The sequence below is a fragment of the Comamonas terrae genome, assembly GCF_001544075.1.
Lineage (GTDB): Bacteria > Pseudomonadota > Gammaproteobacteria > Burkholderiales > Burkholderiaceae_C > Comamonas > Comamonas terrae.
In genome coordinates this window covers 19,803-33,518 of the sequence record NZ_BCNT01000014.1, presented here as the reverse complement: position 1 = coordinate 33,518, position 13,716 = coordinate 19,803, and the positions used below count along the sequence as shown (strand labels likewise).

15 protein-coding genes are annotated in these 13,716 nt (G+C 66.8%); 8 read left to right on the top strand and 7 right to left on the bottom strand.

The window, feature by feature from the left end:
• Positions 1 to 40 precede the first annotated feature (40 nt).
• Entirely contained in the window at positions 41 to 991 is a 951-nt protein-coding gene (gene trxA, locus Cte04_RS16850; RefSeq protein ID WP_066480906.1) for a thioredoxin, read from the top strand.
• Between the two features lie 29 nt (positions 992 to 1,020).
• On the opposite strand, the gene Cte04_RS16845 is transcribed toward trxA, so the two are convergent.
• From Cte04_RS16845 to Cte04_RS16830, 4 genes are all read right to left on the bottom strand, one after another.
• The gene (locus tag Cte04_RS16845) at positions 1,021 to 2,355 is read right to left on the bottom strand and encodes a sensor domain-containing diguanylate cyclase (RefSeq protein ID WP_066480904.1); all 1,335 of its coding nucleotides are present in this window, start codon (positions 2,353 to 2,355) and stop codon (positions 1,021 to 1,023) included.
• A gap of 64 nt (positions 2,356 to 2,419) precedes the next feature.
• Positions 2,420 to 2,770, bottom strand: a complete 351-nt coding sequence (locus Cte04_RS16840; protein WP_066480903.1) for a ribbon-helix-helix domain-containing protein — start codon at positions 2,768 to 2,770, stop codon at positions 2,420 to 2,422.
• A gap of 93 nt (positions 2,771 to 2,863) precedes the next feature.
• A complete protein-coding gene (locus Cte04_RS16835) occupies positions 2,864 to 3,445 on the bottom strand; it encodes a DJ-1/PfpI family protein (RefSeq protein WP_066480901.1) in 582 nt (193 codons plus the stop codon).
• Positions 3,446 to 3,723: 278 nt separating this feature from the next.
• Positions 3,724 to 4,641 (bottom strand): phosphoribosylaminoimidazolesuccinocarboxamide synthase, encoded by a 918-nt coding sequence (locus Cte04_RS16830; RefSeq protein ID WP_066480898.1) that lies wholly within the window; start codon positions 4,639 to 4,641, stop codon positions 3,724 to 3,726.
• 561 nt (positions 4,642 to 5,202) lie between these two features.
• Between Cte04_RS16830 and hpf the strand changes: the two genes are divergently transcribed.
• From hpf to hprK, 3 genes are all read left to right on the top strand, one after another.
• The gene (gene hpf, locus Cte04_RS16825; protein ID WP_066480892.1) at positions 5,203 to 5,565 is read left to right on the top strand and encodes a ribosome hibernation-promoting factor, HPF/YfiA family; all 363 of its coding nucleotides are present in this window, start codon (positions 5,203 to 5,205) and stop codon (positions 5,563 to 5,565) included.
• A gap of 238 nt (positions 5,566 to 5,803) precedes the next feature.
• Entirely contained in the window at positions 5,804 to 6,277 is a 474-nt protein-coding gene (locus Cte04_RS16820) for a PTS sugar transporter subunit IIA (protein ID WP_066480889.1), read from the top strand.
• Between the two features lie 28 nt (positions 6,278 to 6,305).
• A complete protein-coding gene (hprK, locus tag Cte04_RS16815) occupies positions 6,306 to 7,268 on the top strand; it encodes an HPr(Ser) kinase/phosphatase (protein WP_066480888.1) in 963 nt (320 codons plus the stop codon).
• 64 nt (positions 7,269 to 7,332) lie between these two features.
• Here hprK and Cte04_RS16810 read toward each other — a convergent pair whose 3' ends face one another.
• The 3 genes from Cte04_RS16810 to fur form a co-directional block, all read right to left on the bottom strand.
• Positions 7,333 to 8,553, bottom strand: coding sequence for a DUF1501 domain-containing protein (locus Cte04_RS16810; protein WP_066480887.1), 1,221 nt, complete (start codon positions 8,551 to 8,553; stop codon positions 7,333 to 7,335).
• A gap of 22 nt (positions 8,554 to 8,575) precedes the next feature.
• A complete protein-coding gene (locus tag Cte04_RS16805) occupies positions 8,576 to 10,195 on the bottom strand; it encodes a DUF1800 domain-containing protein (protein ID WP_066480885.1) in 1,620 nt (539 codons plus the stop codon).
• A gap of 181 nt (positions 10,196 to 10,376) precedes the next feature.
• Positions 10,377 to 10,805, bottom strand: coding sequence for a ferric iron uptake transcriptional regulator (gene fur / locus Cte04_RS16800; RefSeq protein ID WP_066480879.1), 429 nt, complete (start codon positions 10,803 to 10,805; stop codon positions 10,377 to 10,379).
• Between the two features lie 136 nt (positions 10,806 to 10,941).
• Here fur and Cte04_RS16795 point away from each other — a divergent pair, with 136 nt between their 5' ends.
• The 4 genes from Cte04_RS16795 to Cte04_RS16780 all read left to right on the top strand — a co-directional run bounded on the left by Cte04_RS16795 (position 10,942) and on the right by Cte04_RS16780 (position 13,611).
• Positions 10,942 to 11,496: an outer membrane protein assembly factor BamE gene (locus Cte04_RS16795; RefSeq protein ID WP_066480876.1), complete on the top strand. Its 555-nt coding sequence runs from the start codon at positions 10,942 to 10,944 to the stop codon at positions 11,494 to 11,496.
• Positions 11,497 to 11,610: 114 nt separating this feature from the next.
• The gene (dapB, locus tag Cte04_RS16790) at positions 11,611 to 12,441 is read left to right on the top strand and encodes a 4-hydroxy-tetrahydrodipicolinate reductase (RefSeq protein ID WP_066480875.1); all 831 of its coding nucleotides are present in this window, start codon (positions 11,611 to 11,613) and stop codon (positions 12,439 to 12,441) included.
• Between the two features lie 59 nt (positions 12,442 to 12,500).
• Positions 12,501 to 13,163, top strand: coding sequence for a MotA/TolQ/ExbB proton channel family protein (locus tag Cte04_RS16785; protein WP_066480874.1), 663 nt, complete (start codon positions 12,501 to 12,503; stop codon positions 13,161 to 13,163).
• A 16-nt stretch (positions 13,164 to 13,179) separates the two neighbouring features.
• A complete protein-coding gene (locus Cte04_RS16780; RefSeq protein ID WP_066480871.1) occupies positions 13,180 to 13,611 on the top strand; it encodes an ExbD/TolR family protein in 432 nt (143 codons plus the stop codon).
• The last annotated feature ends 105 nt before the right edge of the window (positions 13,612 to 13,716 follow it).

Below are 13,716 nucleotides of genomic sequence, written 5' to 3'. Positions count from 1 at the left end.
CGCCCGCACCGGGGCGCGCCTTGCCACGGGGTTTGATCACATGATGGACGTCACCATTGAGAATTTTGAAGCCGAAGTCGTCGCCGCCTCCATGGAGGTGCCGGTGCTGGTGGACTTCTGGGCGCCCTGGTGCGGTCCCTGCAAGACGCTGGGGCCCATCCTGGAAAAGCTGGAAGCCGCCTATGAGGGCCGCTTCAAGCTGGTCAAGATCGACTCCGACCAGGAGCAGCAACTGGCCGGCATGTTCGGCATCCGCTCCATCCCCACCTGCGTGCTGATGATCGGCGGCCGGCCCGTGGACGGCTTCATGGGCGCCCAGCCCGAAGGCAAGCTGCGCGAATTCCTCGACAAGCATCTGCCCTCCGAAAGCGAACTCGCCGCCGAAGCCGAGGCCGACGAGGCCCATGCGCTGCTGGAGTCCGGCGACACCCAGGCCGCGCTGCAGAAACTGGCCGATGCGCTGGCCGCCGACCCCCACAACGACGATGCGCGCTTCGACTACGTGCGCCTGCTGATCGCCACGGGCAGCTTCGAGGAGGCCGGCGCCCTGCTGGCCGAGCCCCTCAAGCGCATTCCCCAGCCGCTGCGCTTCGAGGCGCTCAGCCAGTGGCTGCAGGCCCTGCAGTTCGCGACCTCGGACGACAACGCCGACGTGGCCAAGTTCGATGCACTGATCGCCGCCAACCGCCGCGACTTCGACGCGCGCTTCGGCCGCGCCCGCGCGCTGCTGGCCCACAGCCAGTGGACGGCCGCCATGGACGAGCTGCTGGAGATCATCATGCGCGACAAGGAGTGGAACGGCCAGGCCGCGCGCAAGCTCATCGTCGCCATCCTGGAGCTGCTGACCCCGCCCAAGCCCAAGAAGCAGGACGCCGTGCCCGGCAAGAGCGCCGGCGGCATCGAGCTGGTGGGCAAGAACAGCGCCGAGCAGGACCAGGCCACGGCCATGGTCAACAGCTACCGCCGCAAGCTGAGCATGGCGCTGAACTGAGCGTGCGATAGGCCTGTGGCTCTCCAGGCTTAGCCCGTGGGGCCCTGGGGCTCCATGGGCAGACAGGCGACCCGGTTGCGGCCCTGCTCCTTGGCCTGGTAAAGCGCCTGGTCGGCCTGGCGCAGCAGTGCGCCGGCCAGCGATCCGTCCTGGTGCGGCGCATGCCGCCCGCCCGCAGGCCCGGGCATCCAGGTCGTGACCCCCACGCTGATGCTGACCCGCCGCAGCGGGCTGTCGGGATGAGGCAGCGCCAGGCCCTGCACCTGGCGGCACAGATGCTCGGCCACGGACAGGGCGCCTGCCGCATCCGTGGCCGGCAGGATGAAGACGAACTCTTCGCCGCCATAGCGGCCGACGATGTCTGTGGGGCGCATCGCGCTGCGGTCGAGGGCGCGCGCCACGGCGCGCAGGCAGTCGTCGCCGGCCAGATGGCCCAGGTTGTCGTTGTAGCGCTTGAAATAGTCCACATCGGCCATGCACAGCGATACCGGCTGGCCTTCGCGCCGCGCGCGCGCCAGTTCGGCGCCCAGCTGCTCGTCCAGATGGCGGCGGTTGAACAGGCCGGTCAGGTAGTCCTGGCGCGCATACTGGGCCAGCAGCCGGTTGGCCTCGGTCAGATGGTGTTCGGCCTGCCGGCGTGCGCTGATGTCCAGCCAGGCCATGGAAAGCCCCACCACATCGCCGCGCGCATCGCGCAGCGCCTGGGGCGAAACATAGAACCAGCGCTGCCGCCAGGCGAATTCATATTCCTGCAGCGCGCCGCCGGCATCCAGGCAGCCGAAGTCGGCCTGCACCTGCTGCCAGGCTTCGGGCATCAGCTGCTGCAGGCCCGCATGGGCCAGCTGCTCCGGCTCGCATCCGAGCAGCCGGGCCATGGCGCGGTTGGACATGACCATGCGGCCTTCGCGATCGACCGTGCACTGGGCCACGGGCGAGCTTTCATAGACGGCCTCGAGCTGCAGCACGCGCTCGCCCAGCGACGAAATGTCCCGGTCTATGCCGCGGTAGCCGACCAGCCGGCCTTGGGTGTCGAACAGCGGCACGCCGCTGGTCTCCAGCACCACGATGCTGCCGTCGGCCCGCTGGTTGCGGTTGACCAGGCCGGCAAACGGCCGTTGTTCCGCCACGATGGCGCCGAAGGCCTGGCCCACACGCCGGGCTTCGGCCGGCGGCATGAAGTCGAAGGGCGTCTTGCCCAGCACCTGTTCGGGCGGATAGCCCAGCATGGCCGTGACCATGCGCGAAACATAGGTGTAGCGCCCCTGTGCGTCCACTTCCCAGATCCAGTCCGTGTTGTGGTCCAGCAGTTCGCGCAGGTGCTGGCTTTCGTCCCGGGTGTCGGGCAGTCCGCAGGGAAGGTTCATGATGGGCAGTGGCAGTCTGCAGCGACTATAGCCGCGCCGGGGGGCAGCGTGGGCGCGTCCCGATTCAGTGGCGCAGCGAAGGACTGCCGCCGGCCCGGGCTGCCAGGGCCAGCGAGCGGATCGGGATGCCTGCGTCCTGCGGGATCTCGCCCGACAGCTGCAGCGCCAGATAGCGCGTGCAGCACACGCGCAGAAAGGACGCGAAATTGTCCACGGCGCCGCGCTCGGCCAGCAGCTCGTCGTAGAGCCGGGTGCACAGCTGGGGCACGCTGTAGCCGTCGCGCGCGGCGATGTCTTCGAGCACCTGCCAGAACAGGTTTTCGAGCCGGATGCTGGTCGCTACGCCGTGCAGGCGCACGGACCGCGCGCGGTGCGCCCAGAGCTGCGGATCGGCGCTGATGAAGACTTGGCACATGGCGGGTTTCCGGAAAAACAAAACCGGGCCATGGTGAGGCCCGGTGCTTGCGGCGTCAAGCCGGCCGTTCGGCGGCAGAGCCGCTCGGTGGCATCAGTGGCTGATGCGCGTACCCAGCAGTTCCAGGAACTGCGCGATCCAGGCCGGGTGCGCGGGCCAGGCGGGCGCGCTGACCAGATTGCCTTCGGTATGGGCCTGGTCCACGGGGATGTCGGCATAGGTGCCGCCGGCCAGTTCCACCTCGGCGCGGCAGGCGGGGTAGGCCGAGCAGGTACGGCCCTTGAGCACGCCGGCGCCGGCCAGCAGCTGGGCGCCGTGGCAGACGGCGGCCACAGGCTTGTCGGTGTCGAAGAAATGGCGCACGGCGGCGCGCACGCTTTCGTAGCCGCGCAGGTATTCGGGGCCGCGGCCGCCGGGGATGACCAGGGCGTCGTACTGCTCGGGCTTCACCTCGGCAAACGTGGCGTTGAGCGTGAAGTTGTGGCCGGGCTTTTCGCTATAGGTCTGCGCGCCTTCGAAGTCGTGGATGGCGGTCTTGATCTGTTCGCCGGCCTTCTTGTCGGGACAGACCGCGTGCACCGTGTGGCCCACGGCCAGCAGCGCCTGGAACGGCACCATGGTCTCGTAGTCCTCGCAGTAGTCGCCGCAAATCATCAGAATCTTCTTGCCTGCCATGGTTGTCTCCTTCTGGGGTGATGGAATCAGCCCATTGTGGACAGGAGCCGGAGGCTGCGGGTATTAGCCGGCTACTACGTGGCGGCACGCCGATCTTGCTCTCAATGGAGAAGCGGCTGGCGACTGTCTCCATTGAAATATAGATGATTTTGATTATGAAACATATGACTGGAAAGCGCTATCAGCTTCTCTATCGATAGCAAAAGCGCGGAAAACAACAACGGCACCGGCAGCGCATTGCGCCGCCGGTGCCGCAGAAGCGTTGCGAGGGCCGGGGATCAGGCCGTCAGGCGCTCCAGCGCCTCGCGGTACTTGGCCGCGGTCTTGTCGATGACTTCCTTGGGCAGGCGCGGTGCCGGGGCCTTCTTGTCCCAGGCCTTGCCGTTGACCTGGGCCTGCTCCAGCCAGTCGCGCACGAACTGCTTGTCGTAGCTGGGCGGGTTCTCGCCCTTGGCCAGCGCGTCGGCATAGCCCTCCACGGGCCAGTAGCGCGAGCTGTCGGGCGTCAGCACCTCGTCCATCAGCACCAGGGTGCCGTCTTCGGCCAGGCCGAATTCGAACTTGGTGTCGGCAATGATCATGCCCTTTTGCAGCGCGATCTCGGCCGCTTCCTTGTAGATGCGGATGGCGGTGTCGCGGATCTGGGCGGCCAGCTTCTCGCCCACCATCTCCACGGTGCGCTCGTAGGTGATGTTCTCGTCATGGTCGCCCATCTCGGCCTTGGCGGCCGGGGTATAGATGGGCTCGGGCAGCTTGGCTGCGTTGGTCAGGCCGGCGGGCAGCTTCACGCCGCAGACCGATTGCGACTCCTGGTATTCCTTCCAGCCGCTGCCGGCCAGGTAGCCGCGCACCACGGCTTCGATCAGCACGGGCTTGAGGCGCTTGACCAGCATGGAGCGGCCCTCGACCTGCCTGACCTCGTCGGGCTGGACCACCGACTCGGGCGCCTCGCCCGTCAGGTGGTTGGGGCAGATATGGCCGAGCTTGTCGAACCAGAACAGCGCCATCTGCGTCAGCAGCACGCCCTTGCCCGGAATGGGCTCGCCCATGATCACGTCAAAGGCCGAGAGGCGGTCCGAGGCCACCATCAGGATGCGGTCGTCGCCCACGGCGTAGTTGTCGCGGACCTTGCCGCGTGCCAGCAGGGGCAGCGAGGCAATGTTGGAAGTGTGCAGGGCGGAAGGCTGGGTGGTCATGGTCGAGAAGTGGGGCAAGCTGGCGTGATCGGGCAAGGATCAGGCACGCGGTGGCAGGTCGGCCGTCCGGCGCTGGCGGCCCTGCCATCCCGTGGCGGGGCTTGCCGGCGCCGCAGGCCTGCTGGTTGTCAACAAGGGCGGCTGCGTAAAAGCGCGATTTTACCGGCGCAGCCCGCCCGTGCAGTCATGCCTGCCCCGAGCGCTCTGCGAAGGTCCCGGCAGCGCAAGCCGGCCTCCGCTCTCCCGTAGGACCCGGGGAAGGTGCATGACGGCGGCAGCGCTGCCGGTGTGTCGTAAATCTGACTGCTCCATGTAGGAAATACACGCAGGAGCCACTCAAAGCCAGCCATTGTGCGCCCAAACCCGGCCCTCGCCAAATATGCCGGCAAGGCCCTGCGCGAGCCTGCGCTATCGCGGCTTTTCGGTTGCCTTGGCCCCTTGCGGGGCGCATAGTGGTTGCGCAGCAAGACGAATGCGCATTCCGATCTGCAGGCCTTGGAACACGCGGTGTTGGCGTGGCGGCAAGGCTGTTTTCACCGGGAAAAAAAGGAGTGTTTTGTTATGAATCTGACGATTAGCGGACATCACCTGGAGGTCACTCCCTCGTTGCGCAGTTACGTGATGGCCAAGCTCGAACGCATCCTGCGGCACTTCGATCAGGTCGTGGACGTCAAGGTCCTGTTGACCGTGCACAAGCAAAAGGAAAAGGACAAGCGCCAGCGTGCCGGCTGTACGGTGCGCGTCAAGGGCCAGGACCTGTTCGTGGAGACCCGCCACTTCGATCTGTATGCGGCCGTGGACGCCCTGGCCGACAAGCTGGACCGTGCCGTCGTGCGCTACAAGACGCGCCAGCACACCAGCCGCTACGGCACGGCCAAGCGCCTGCCGGGCGCAGGACTGCAGCTGGCGGAGATGTCCGCTTGATGAATAAAGGCCGCAAGCCTGGTGTTTGCGGCCCTTTTGCCAGCGGTTGTGGCCGGGACACAACGAATGGAACACCGCCTGCAGAGGCGGTGTTTTGCCGCCGGGATGCCCTGGAGCCCAAAGCGGATCTTCATGGGCCGCGGCGGTATAACGCGGACAGGCGTGGGGGCATTTTTTTGATGGCGATCAGGGTTTCCCCACGGTTTTCAGCGCTGCGGTGCATAATTGTTGACCAACCATGAATCGCCTAGCCTCCATTCTTCCCGCCGCTCAAGTGCTTGTGAGCGTTGATGTCACCAGCAAGAAACGCGCTTTTGAAGAAGCGGGTTTGCTCTTTGAGAGTCTGCATGGTTTGTCCCGTGCCCTGATCACCGACAGCCTGTTCGCGCGCGAGCGCCTGGGTTCCACGGGCCTGGGCCACGGGGTCGCGATTCCGCACGGCCGCATCAAGGGCTTGACGGCACCCATGGCCGCCGTGTTCCAGCTGGCCAACCCCATCGGCTTCGACGCGCCGGATGAGCAGGCGGTCAGCCTGCTGATCTTCCTGCTGGTGCCCGAGGCCGCCACGCAGAAGCACCTGGAAATCCTTTCGGAAATCGCCGAGCTGCTCAGCGACAGCCAGCTGCGCGAGCGCCTGAAGTCCTGCACGGATGCCCAGCAGCTGCACGGCATGATCGCCAGCTGGCAGTCGTCGGCCGCGCCGCTGGTCTAAGCCTTTCCCTTTTTCGCAGGGCCTTGCCATGAGACCCAGTGCCATCAGTGCCGACGTGTTGTTCGAGGCCTTCCGCAACTCCAGCCTGCGCTGGCAGTGGGTGGCGGGCCTGGGCGCTTCCGAGCGCCGCTTCGACGAGATGGCCGTGCGCTCGGCGCGCTCGGGGGCCGACCTGGTCGGCTATCTCAACTACATCCATCCCTACCGCCTGCAGGTGCTGGGCGAGCGCGAGATCGCCTACCTGACCAATGCCACTTCGCAGGACTGTCTGCGCCGTGTGGCCCGCATCGTCACGCTGGAGCCTCCGGTGCTGGTGCTGGCCGACGGCCAGAACGCGCCGGACGAACTGCTGTCCATGTGCGAGCGCGCGCACATCCCCATGTTCGCCACCCAGGAGCAGTCGGCCTTTGTGATCGACGTGCTGCGCGCCTATCTGTCCAAGCACTTCGCCGACCGCATCACCATGCACGGCGTGTTCATGGACATTCTGGGCATGGGCGTGCTGATCACCGGCGAGTCGGGCCTGGGCAAAAGCGAGCTGGGGCTGGAACTGGTGACCCGGGGCAACGGCCTGGTGGCCGACGATGCCGTGGATCTGTATCGCATCAACCAGACCACGGTCGAGGGCAAATGCCCGGACCTGCTGCAGAACCTGCTGGAAGTGCGCGGCATCGGCCTGCTCGACATCCGATCGATCTTCGGCGAGACGGCGGTGCGCCGCAAGATGCGGCTCAAGCTCATCGTGCATCTGGTGCGCAAGGAAACCATGGAGCGCGAATACGAGCGCCTGCCGGCCGAGCCGCTGACGCAGGACGTGCTGGGCGTGCCCGTGCGCAAGGTGGTGATCCAGGTGGTGGCCGGCCGCAATATCGCCGTGCTGGTCGAGGCGGCCGTGCGCAATGCCATCCTGCAGTTGCGCGGCATCGACACCTATCAGGAATTCGTGCAGCGCCATCGCCTCGCGATGGAGCGCGGCAGCTCACTGGATTGATCCCGTTGGGGCGCCACGCGCCTTCTTCCTGGCCTGGGTAGCGCAGCTCCGCCGGTTTGCGGTATCAGACCAGGTGCAGGTCCCTGGCCTGCGAGGCCGGGAAAACCTGCTGTACCTGGGCCGGACTCAGGCCGTACATCCTGCCGAACAAGCCGCCCAGCACATCGCGGTATTCGTTGAGCACCGGATAGTCGCGGTTCTGGAACAGCGCTTTTTCGGTCACCTCGGCCTGCGTGCCGGCAATGGAGCCGCCGGCTCGGGACGAGAGGCCGCCGCCGAGGAACCAGTACACCGTGCCGTGGCCGTGGTCCGTGCCCTTGTTGCCGTTTTCGCGGAAGGTCCGGCCGAATTCGCTGATGACGGCCACCACGGTGTTGCGCCAGGGCTCGGGGCCGATTTCCTGGGCGAAAGTGGCCAGGCCGCGGCTCAGTTCCGCCAGGCGGTTGGCCAGGTTGCCGCTGGCGCCGCCCTGGTTCACGTGGGTGTCCCAGCCGCCGACATCCACGAAGCCCAGGTCGAACTGCTCGCGCATGAGGACGGCCATGCGCTGCGCCACGAGGCTGAAGCCCTTGGCGCTGATGGCATCGCGCCCGGCCCTGTCCATTTCCTCCTGTACGCCGCGCTGCACGGCATCCCGGACGGAAAATCCTTCGGCCACGGCGCCTCCCAGCGGCGTGCCCTGGTACATGGACGCAATGACCTGGCTGTGGCGCTCGTCCACGCCGGCCTTGCCCACCGAGGCCAGCGCCATGTTGGCCGCCTGGGCGCTGCCGCGCAGGGCCAGCGGCAGCTGGGCGGTGAAGGCCATGGTGCTCGGCCCGCGGCGGCTTTGCCGGTCGGACTGCAGCACCTGGGCCAGCCGGTTCAGAAAGCCGGACTGGAAGGATTTGTGCCCCTCCAGCGGCTGGCCGAGTTCTATGGAGTCCTGCGTCTCGAAATGGCTGCGGGACAGGTCGTTGGTGCCGGCAAACGGCACAAAGCAGGCCTGCCGGCTCTGGAACAGGGGCAGGATGCTGTCTTCGAGCATGGGATGCAGGCCCCAGTCGGCATTCAGCGCCAGGGCGCCCTGCGCCTGGCCGGGGCGGGCGATGGCGATCGTGGGCCGGGCGCGGTAGTAGAACTCGCTGTGCGTGGGGACCAGTAGGCTGTTGCAGTCATAGGCGCCGCGCAGGAATACGAGCAGGAAGCGGGGGGTGCCGGCCTGGGGCGTGGCGGTCCATCCGCGCCCCAGATAGGCGGCGAAGGGCAGGCCCGCGGCGGCGGAAAGGAATCGGCGTCTTTGCATGGAAAAACTCCAGGGCACGGTGTCAGCGGAACATCATCTCGGGGGCGGAGAGGAAATAGGTATTCCAGTCCACGGGATTGCGCGCCTGTGCCAGGGCTTGGCGTGAACGGGCGCTCCAGGAAGGCAGGCGCGCCTGCACGCTGCCGCGCTTGGCCAGATCCGGGTAGGGCGGTTTTTCCAGCGCGGCCTGCGGCTCGGTGCGAAACAGCACGGCCCCGCGTGCGGCCATCTGGCGCGCCACCTCGAATCTTGCGGTCATCTGGCCGGAGCTCGACCAGTCAGACTGCGCCAGCGGATAGCCGTCGGGCGTCTCGTGGCCGTAGAGCGGCTCGCCCAGGCGGCTGAGCCAGCCCAGCAGCGGCGCCATGTCGGTGGCGACCCGCGGGTCATAGGCCAGGCGCGTGGCGCCGACGACATAGTGCACAGGGTCCTTGAAGCGCTGGCCGAAGCGCTGCATTGCCTCAGGGGCCGCGAGCAGGGTGGCCAGGGTGGCGGCTATGTCGCCCCGGCTGCGCTCGAAGGCCTGTGCGGCACGTTCCACCAGTTGCGCAGGCGGGTTGTCGTCGATGAAATAGACCGCCAGCTTGCGGGCGACGAAGCGTGCGGTGGCGGGTGCCGCCACGATGCGGTCCAGTGCTTCTTCCACCTGGGCCATGCCCTGGCCCTGCAGCGGACGGCCGAGGAATGTCTGGGGCGTGTAATCGTGGCGGTTGGGGTTGAATTCGAAGAAACCCTGGCGCACATAGTCGCCGCGCCGCTCGGGGCGCAGCTTGGGAGCGGGCGCACCGGCTTCGCGCGTGGTGAAGCCGACGCCCGTCAGCACATGGGCCATGGCCTGAACATCGGCCTGGGTGTAGCCGCTTCCCACACCCATGGTGTGCAGCTCCAGCAGCTCGCGCGCATAGTTCTCGTTGATATGGCCGGCGGCGTTGCTCGCGTTGTCCAGGTACACCAGCATGGCCGGATGGCGCATGCTGGCTTCCAGCAACTGGCGGAAATTGCCCAGGGCATGGGGGCGGATGGCGTGCTCCTCATAGTCCCCCACCCACAGGCGGACATCGCCCTTGCGCGTGCTGACGTTGAAATGGTTCATCCAGAACCAGGTCATCTGCTCCTGCAGCTGGTGCGGGGAATACAGTGCGCGCAGCAGGTGGCGCTTCTGCGCCTCCTGGGCCCACTGGTTGAGCTGGCGCTGCAAAGCCTGGCCCAGGCGCGACTTTTCTTCGGGATCGGCGGCATTGCGGATCGCCTGGCGCTGGGCAGCGACATCCTGCTGGATCTGCTCCATGCTGCGCTGGCTGATATCGAGGGCATCGACACGCTGCTGCGCTTCGGCGGGCAAGGGCGCCAGGCCGGGCGCGAGCTGTTGCGCCAGCCATGCCTTCAGGCCGAGCTTCTGCAGCTGGCTGTCGTCGCTGTCGCTGGCGCCCCAGGTGATGCGGTCCAGCCATTGCTGGCGCTGTTCGGCGGTCAGCGGTGCCGCCAGCTGCGGGCTGGCCAGCGCCTGCCGGGTCAGGGGATCGGCATGGTAGGGCGTGGCCGTGCCCGTGCCCGTGCCCTGGGGCAATGCGGTGCAGCCGGCCAGCGCGGCGGCTGCGATCCAGATCCAGTATTTTTCCTGAGCGAAGTGCGGCCGCCGCATGCAGCCTCCTTGGGGTTGCCATGGAATGCAGGCAGATTAGGTGTGCCGAGCTGAACAACAGCTTGAAAGCGGCGTCTCCCTTGTCCGAGAGTCCCTCTGCGCGTACAAGTTTGCGCCACAAAAAGTAAAAGGGCGAAGCATTTGCATGCTTCGCCCCAAGTGTTTTGCCCGGGAACTGCCGTTATTTGTGCGCAGCCCGCTTGGCGCATTCGGCGCACTGGCCGTACAGCGCCATGGAATGGTCCTGGATCACCCAGCCCTTGGACTTGGCGATCAGGTTCTGGCGCTTTTCGATCTCGGCGTCGTAGAACTCCTCGACCTTGCCGCAGCTGGTGCAGACGAAGTGGTCGTGGTGCTGGCCTTCGTTGAGTTCGTAAACGGCCTTGCCGCTTTCGAAATTGCTGCGGATGAGGATGCCGGCCTGTTCGAACTGGGTGAGCACGCGGTAGACGGTGGCCAGGCCGATGTCCGAACGTTCGTCCAGCAGCACGCGGAACACGTCTTCGGCCGTCATGTGGCGCTGGGCGCCGGTCTGGAAGATCTCCAGGATCTTCAGGCGCGGCAGGGTGGCTTTCAGGCCGGTGCTCTTGAGTTCGTCGATGTTCTTCATGTCAGGGTCTCTGGGTGGACTGCCATGCAAGCATGGACAGCAGTCGATGGCCCTGGCGCCGGGGCCGTTGGAATCATCGGGCGCCTTCGGGACCAGCCGCTACAATGATCCTGATCATATCCCTATGCCATTATCCATGCATGTTCAAGCCCGTAGCCGCGCAGGTCTGGCCCTGACGCTGGCAGTCGCAGCGGCATTGGCCGGCTGCAACAGTCTCGATGGAGCAGCTCACCGTGTCGCCAATGCCATCACGCCCTACAAGGTGGAGGTGGTGCAAGGCAATTTCGTCTCCAAGGAACAGGTGCAGGCGCTGCAGCCCGGCATGAGCCGGCAGCAGATCCGCGACATCCTGGGCACGCCGCTGGTCACCAGCGTGTTCCATGCCGACCGCTGGGAATATGTGTTCACGATCAAGCGTCCCGATGTGGATCCCCAGGTGCGCAAGCTGACGGTGTTCTTCGAAGGCGACCGCTTTGTGCGCGCCGAAGGCGACGAAATGCCTTCGGAGGCCGAATTCGTGGCCAGCCTCAAGGGCCTGAAGGGCAAGCCCAAGGTGCCGCAGCTCGAAGCCACGGAAGCCCAGCTGGCCAAGTACCCGCCGCGCAAGGAGGCGGACGCCGACAAGCCCGAGGACAGCCTGCCGCCCGCCGCTGCCAGCTATCCTCCACTGGAGCCGGCTTCACGCTATTGACGGCCTGCCGTGCCGGGCCGGCTGCACTTGGCCGTCCCCTTTTGATTCCGATTCGACCCTTGACCGGCGCCCTTGGGCCGCAGCAGGCGCCAGAAACACCGTGAGCGATAGCGCATGACCGCAAATACCGCATCTTCTTCCGTCCGCCAGCGCGTTGCCGTGGCGGGCGCCTCCGGCCGCATGGGCCGCATGCTGATCGAAGCCATCCTGAACAGCAGCGACTGCGTGCTTGCCGCAGCGCTGGACCGCGCCGACAGCCCTTCCATCGGCACCGATCCCTCGGCCTTCCTGGGCCAGCCCAGCGGCCTGAAGATCGAGAGCGATATCCGCGCCGCGCTGGCCAAGGCCGATTGCCTGATAGACTTCACGCGCCCCGAAGGCACCATGGAGCACCTGGCCGTGGCGGCCGAGCTGGGCGTGAAGGTGGTGATCGGCACCACGGGCTTTTCGGAGGCGCAGAAGGCGCAGATCGCCGAGTACGCCCAAAAGACCGCACTGGTGCTGGCGCCCAACATGAGCGTGGGCGTGAACGTGACGCTCAAGCTGCTGGAGATGGCGGCCAAGGCGCTGCGCACCGGCTACGACATCGAGATCGTCGAGGCCCACCACAAGCACAAGGTGGACGCGCCTTCGGGCACGGCTCTCAAGATGGGCGAGGTGATCGCAGAGGCCCAGGGCACGAAGCTGGCCGATCGCGCCGTCTACGAGCGCTTCGGCCACACGGGCGAGCGCAAGGAGGACAGCATCGGCTTTGCCACCGTGCGCGGCGGCGATATCGTGGGCGACCATACCGTGCTGTTTGCGGGCACGGGCGAGCGCATCGAGATTTCGCACAAGTCCAGCAGCCGCGCCGGCTATGCGCAAGGCAGCCTGCGGGCCGTGGGCTATCTGGCGGGCAAGACGGCCGGCCAGTTCGACATGTTCGATGTGCTGAACCTGCGCTGATGGATCGCATGACTGGAGGGGCCGGCCGGCCCCTTGTCGTATCTGGAGCGAGGTGAACAATGTCTTCGGGACTGTGGCACTGGCTGGAACAGGGCGATGCGGTGACGCGCAGCACGGCCGTGGTGATGCTGGCCATGTCCGTGGCCAGCTGGGTGATCATCGTCTACAAGCTCCGGTTCATGGCCTCGGCGCGGCGCAGCGTCTCCCGGGCCATTGCTGCCTTCTGGCAGGCACCGGATGTGGCGCAGGCACGGGCCGCAGTGCATGGACTGGATGCGCGCCGGTTGCTGCGGCCCATGGTCCAGGCTTTGCCGGAGCCGGCGCAGGCGGTGGCTGCGCAGGACCTGGCCGGGCGCGCCAGCCATGGCCAGCGGCTTATGCGCGGCCTGCGCGCCGGGCTGGATGCCGCTGCGCTGCAACTGCAGTGGGGCCAGACGCTGCTGGCCACCATAGGCGCCACGGCGCCTTTCGTCGGCCTGCTGGGCACGGTCTGGGGCATCCACCATGCACTGGGCGTGCTGGCCGGCAGCGGCCAGGTCGGCATAGAGCAACTGGCCGGGCCGGTGGGCGAGGCCCTGGTGATGACGGCTGCGGGCCTGGCCGTGGCCTTGCCGGCCGTGCTGGCCTACAACCTGTTCGGCCGCGCGGCCGGCATGCTGCAGGTCCTGCTCGAAGGGTTTGCGCATGATCTGCAGGCCCAGTTCGGCGGCGATGCCGGATAGGGCCGGGTGAGCGGCCATGGCATTCGGACGAATGAACACGCGCCAGGGCGGCGACGCACCGGTCAGCAGCATCAACGTCACGCCGCTGGTGGATGTGATGCTGGTGCTGGTGGTGATCTTCATCCTGGCCGCGCCCATGCTGGCCGCCAGCCTGCGCCTGCAGCTGCCCAGGGCGCAGTCCGCCGTGCCGCAAGGACCGGTGGCGCGCAGCGAGACGCTGCTGGTGGAGATCAGCCCCGGCGGCGCGATCTGGGTGCAGGGCAAGGAAGCCAGCGACGAGGCCGTGCAGCAGCAGCTCAAAAACCTGGGCGCAAGCCGGCCCGATGCCGAAATCCAGCTGCGCGCGGATACCTCGGTTCCCTATGGGCGCGTGGTCGAGCTCATGGGCTGGGCCCACGCTGCGGGGCTCACGCGCATAGGCTTTGTCGCGGAACCGGACAAGCGCTGAGGCGGCCCATGCGGGCTACTGCGCGTATCGCTTGAAGATACTTGGCTTTCGATGGTGCCCGGACCGTACCGGTGCTTGCTACATTGCACGCCATGAAGGGGGCGC

Bases quoted from the DNA above. Each gene is read 5' to 3' on its own strand.
- hprK (WP_066480888.1), top strand. From the start codon at position 6,306: ATGAGACCCAGTGCCATCAGTGCCGACGTGTTGTTCGAGGCCTTCCGC.
- dapB (WP_066480875.1), top strand. From the start codon at position 11,611: ATGACCGCAAATACCGCATCTTCTTCCGTCCGCCAGCGCGTTGCCGTG.
- Cte04_RS16795 (WP_066480876.1), top strand. From the start codon at position 10,942: ATGCATGTTCAAGCCCGTAGCCGCGCAGGTCTGGCCCTGACGCTGGCA.
- hpf (WP_066480892.1), top strand. From the start codon at position 5,203: ATGAATCTGACGATTAGCGGACATCACCTGGAGGTCACTCCCTCGTTG.
- Cte04_RS16830 (WP_066480898.1), bottom strand. From the start codon at position 4,641: ATGACCACCCAGCCTTCCGCCCTGCACACTTCCAACATTGCCTCGCTG.
- Cte04_RS16845 (WP_066480904.1), bottom strand. From the start codon at position 2,355: ATGAACCTTCCCTGCGGACTGCCCGACACCCGGGACGAAAGCCAGCAC.
- Cte04_RS16805 (WP_066480885.1), bottom strand. From the start codon at position 10,195: ATGCGGCGGCCGCACTTCGCTCAGGAAAAATACTGGATCTGGATCGCA.
- Cte04_RS16835 (WP_066480901.1), bottom strand. From the start codon at position 3,445: ATGGCAGGCAAGAAGATTCTGATGATTTGCGGCGACTACTGCGAGGAC.
- fur (WP_066480879.1), bottom strand. From the start codon at position 10,805: ATGAAGAACATCGACGAACTCAAGAGCACCGGCCTGAAAGCCACCCTG.
- Cte04_RS16780 (WP_066480871.1), top strand. From the start codon at position 13,180: ATGGCATTCGGACGAATGAACACGCGCCAGGGCGGCGACGCACCGGTC.
- Cte04_RS16840 (WP_066480903.1), bottom strand. From the start codon at position 2,770: ATGTGCCAAGTCTTCATCAGCGCCGATCCGCAGCTCTGGGCGCACCGC.
- Cte04_RS16820 (WP_066480889.1), top strand. From the start codon at position 5,804: ATGAATCGCCTAGCCTCCATTCTTCCCGCCGCTCAAGTGCTTGTGAGC.
- Cte04_RS16785 (WP_066480874.1), top strand. From the start codon at position 12,501: ATGTCTTCGGGACTGTGGCACTGGCTGGAACAGGGCGATGCGGTGACG.
- Cte04_RS16810 (WP_066480887.1), bottom strand. From the start codon at position 8,553: ATGCAAAGACGCCGATTCCTTTCCGCCGCCGCGGGCCTGCCCTTCGCC.
- trxA (WP_066480906.1), top strand. From the start codon at position 41: ATGATGGACGTCACCATTGAGAATTTTGAAGCCGAAGTCGTCGCCGCC.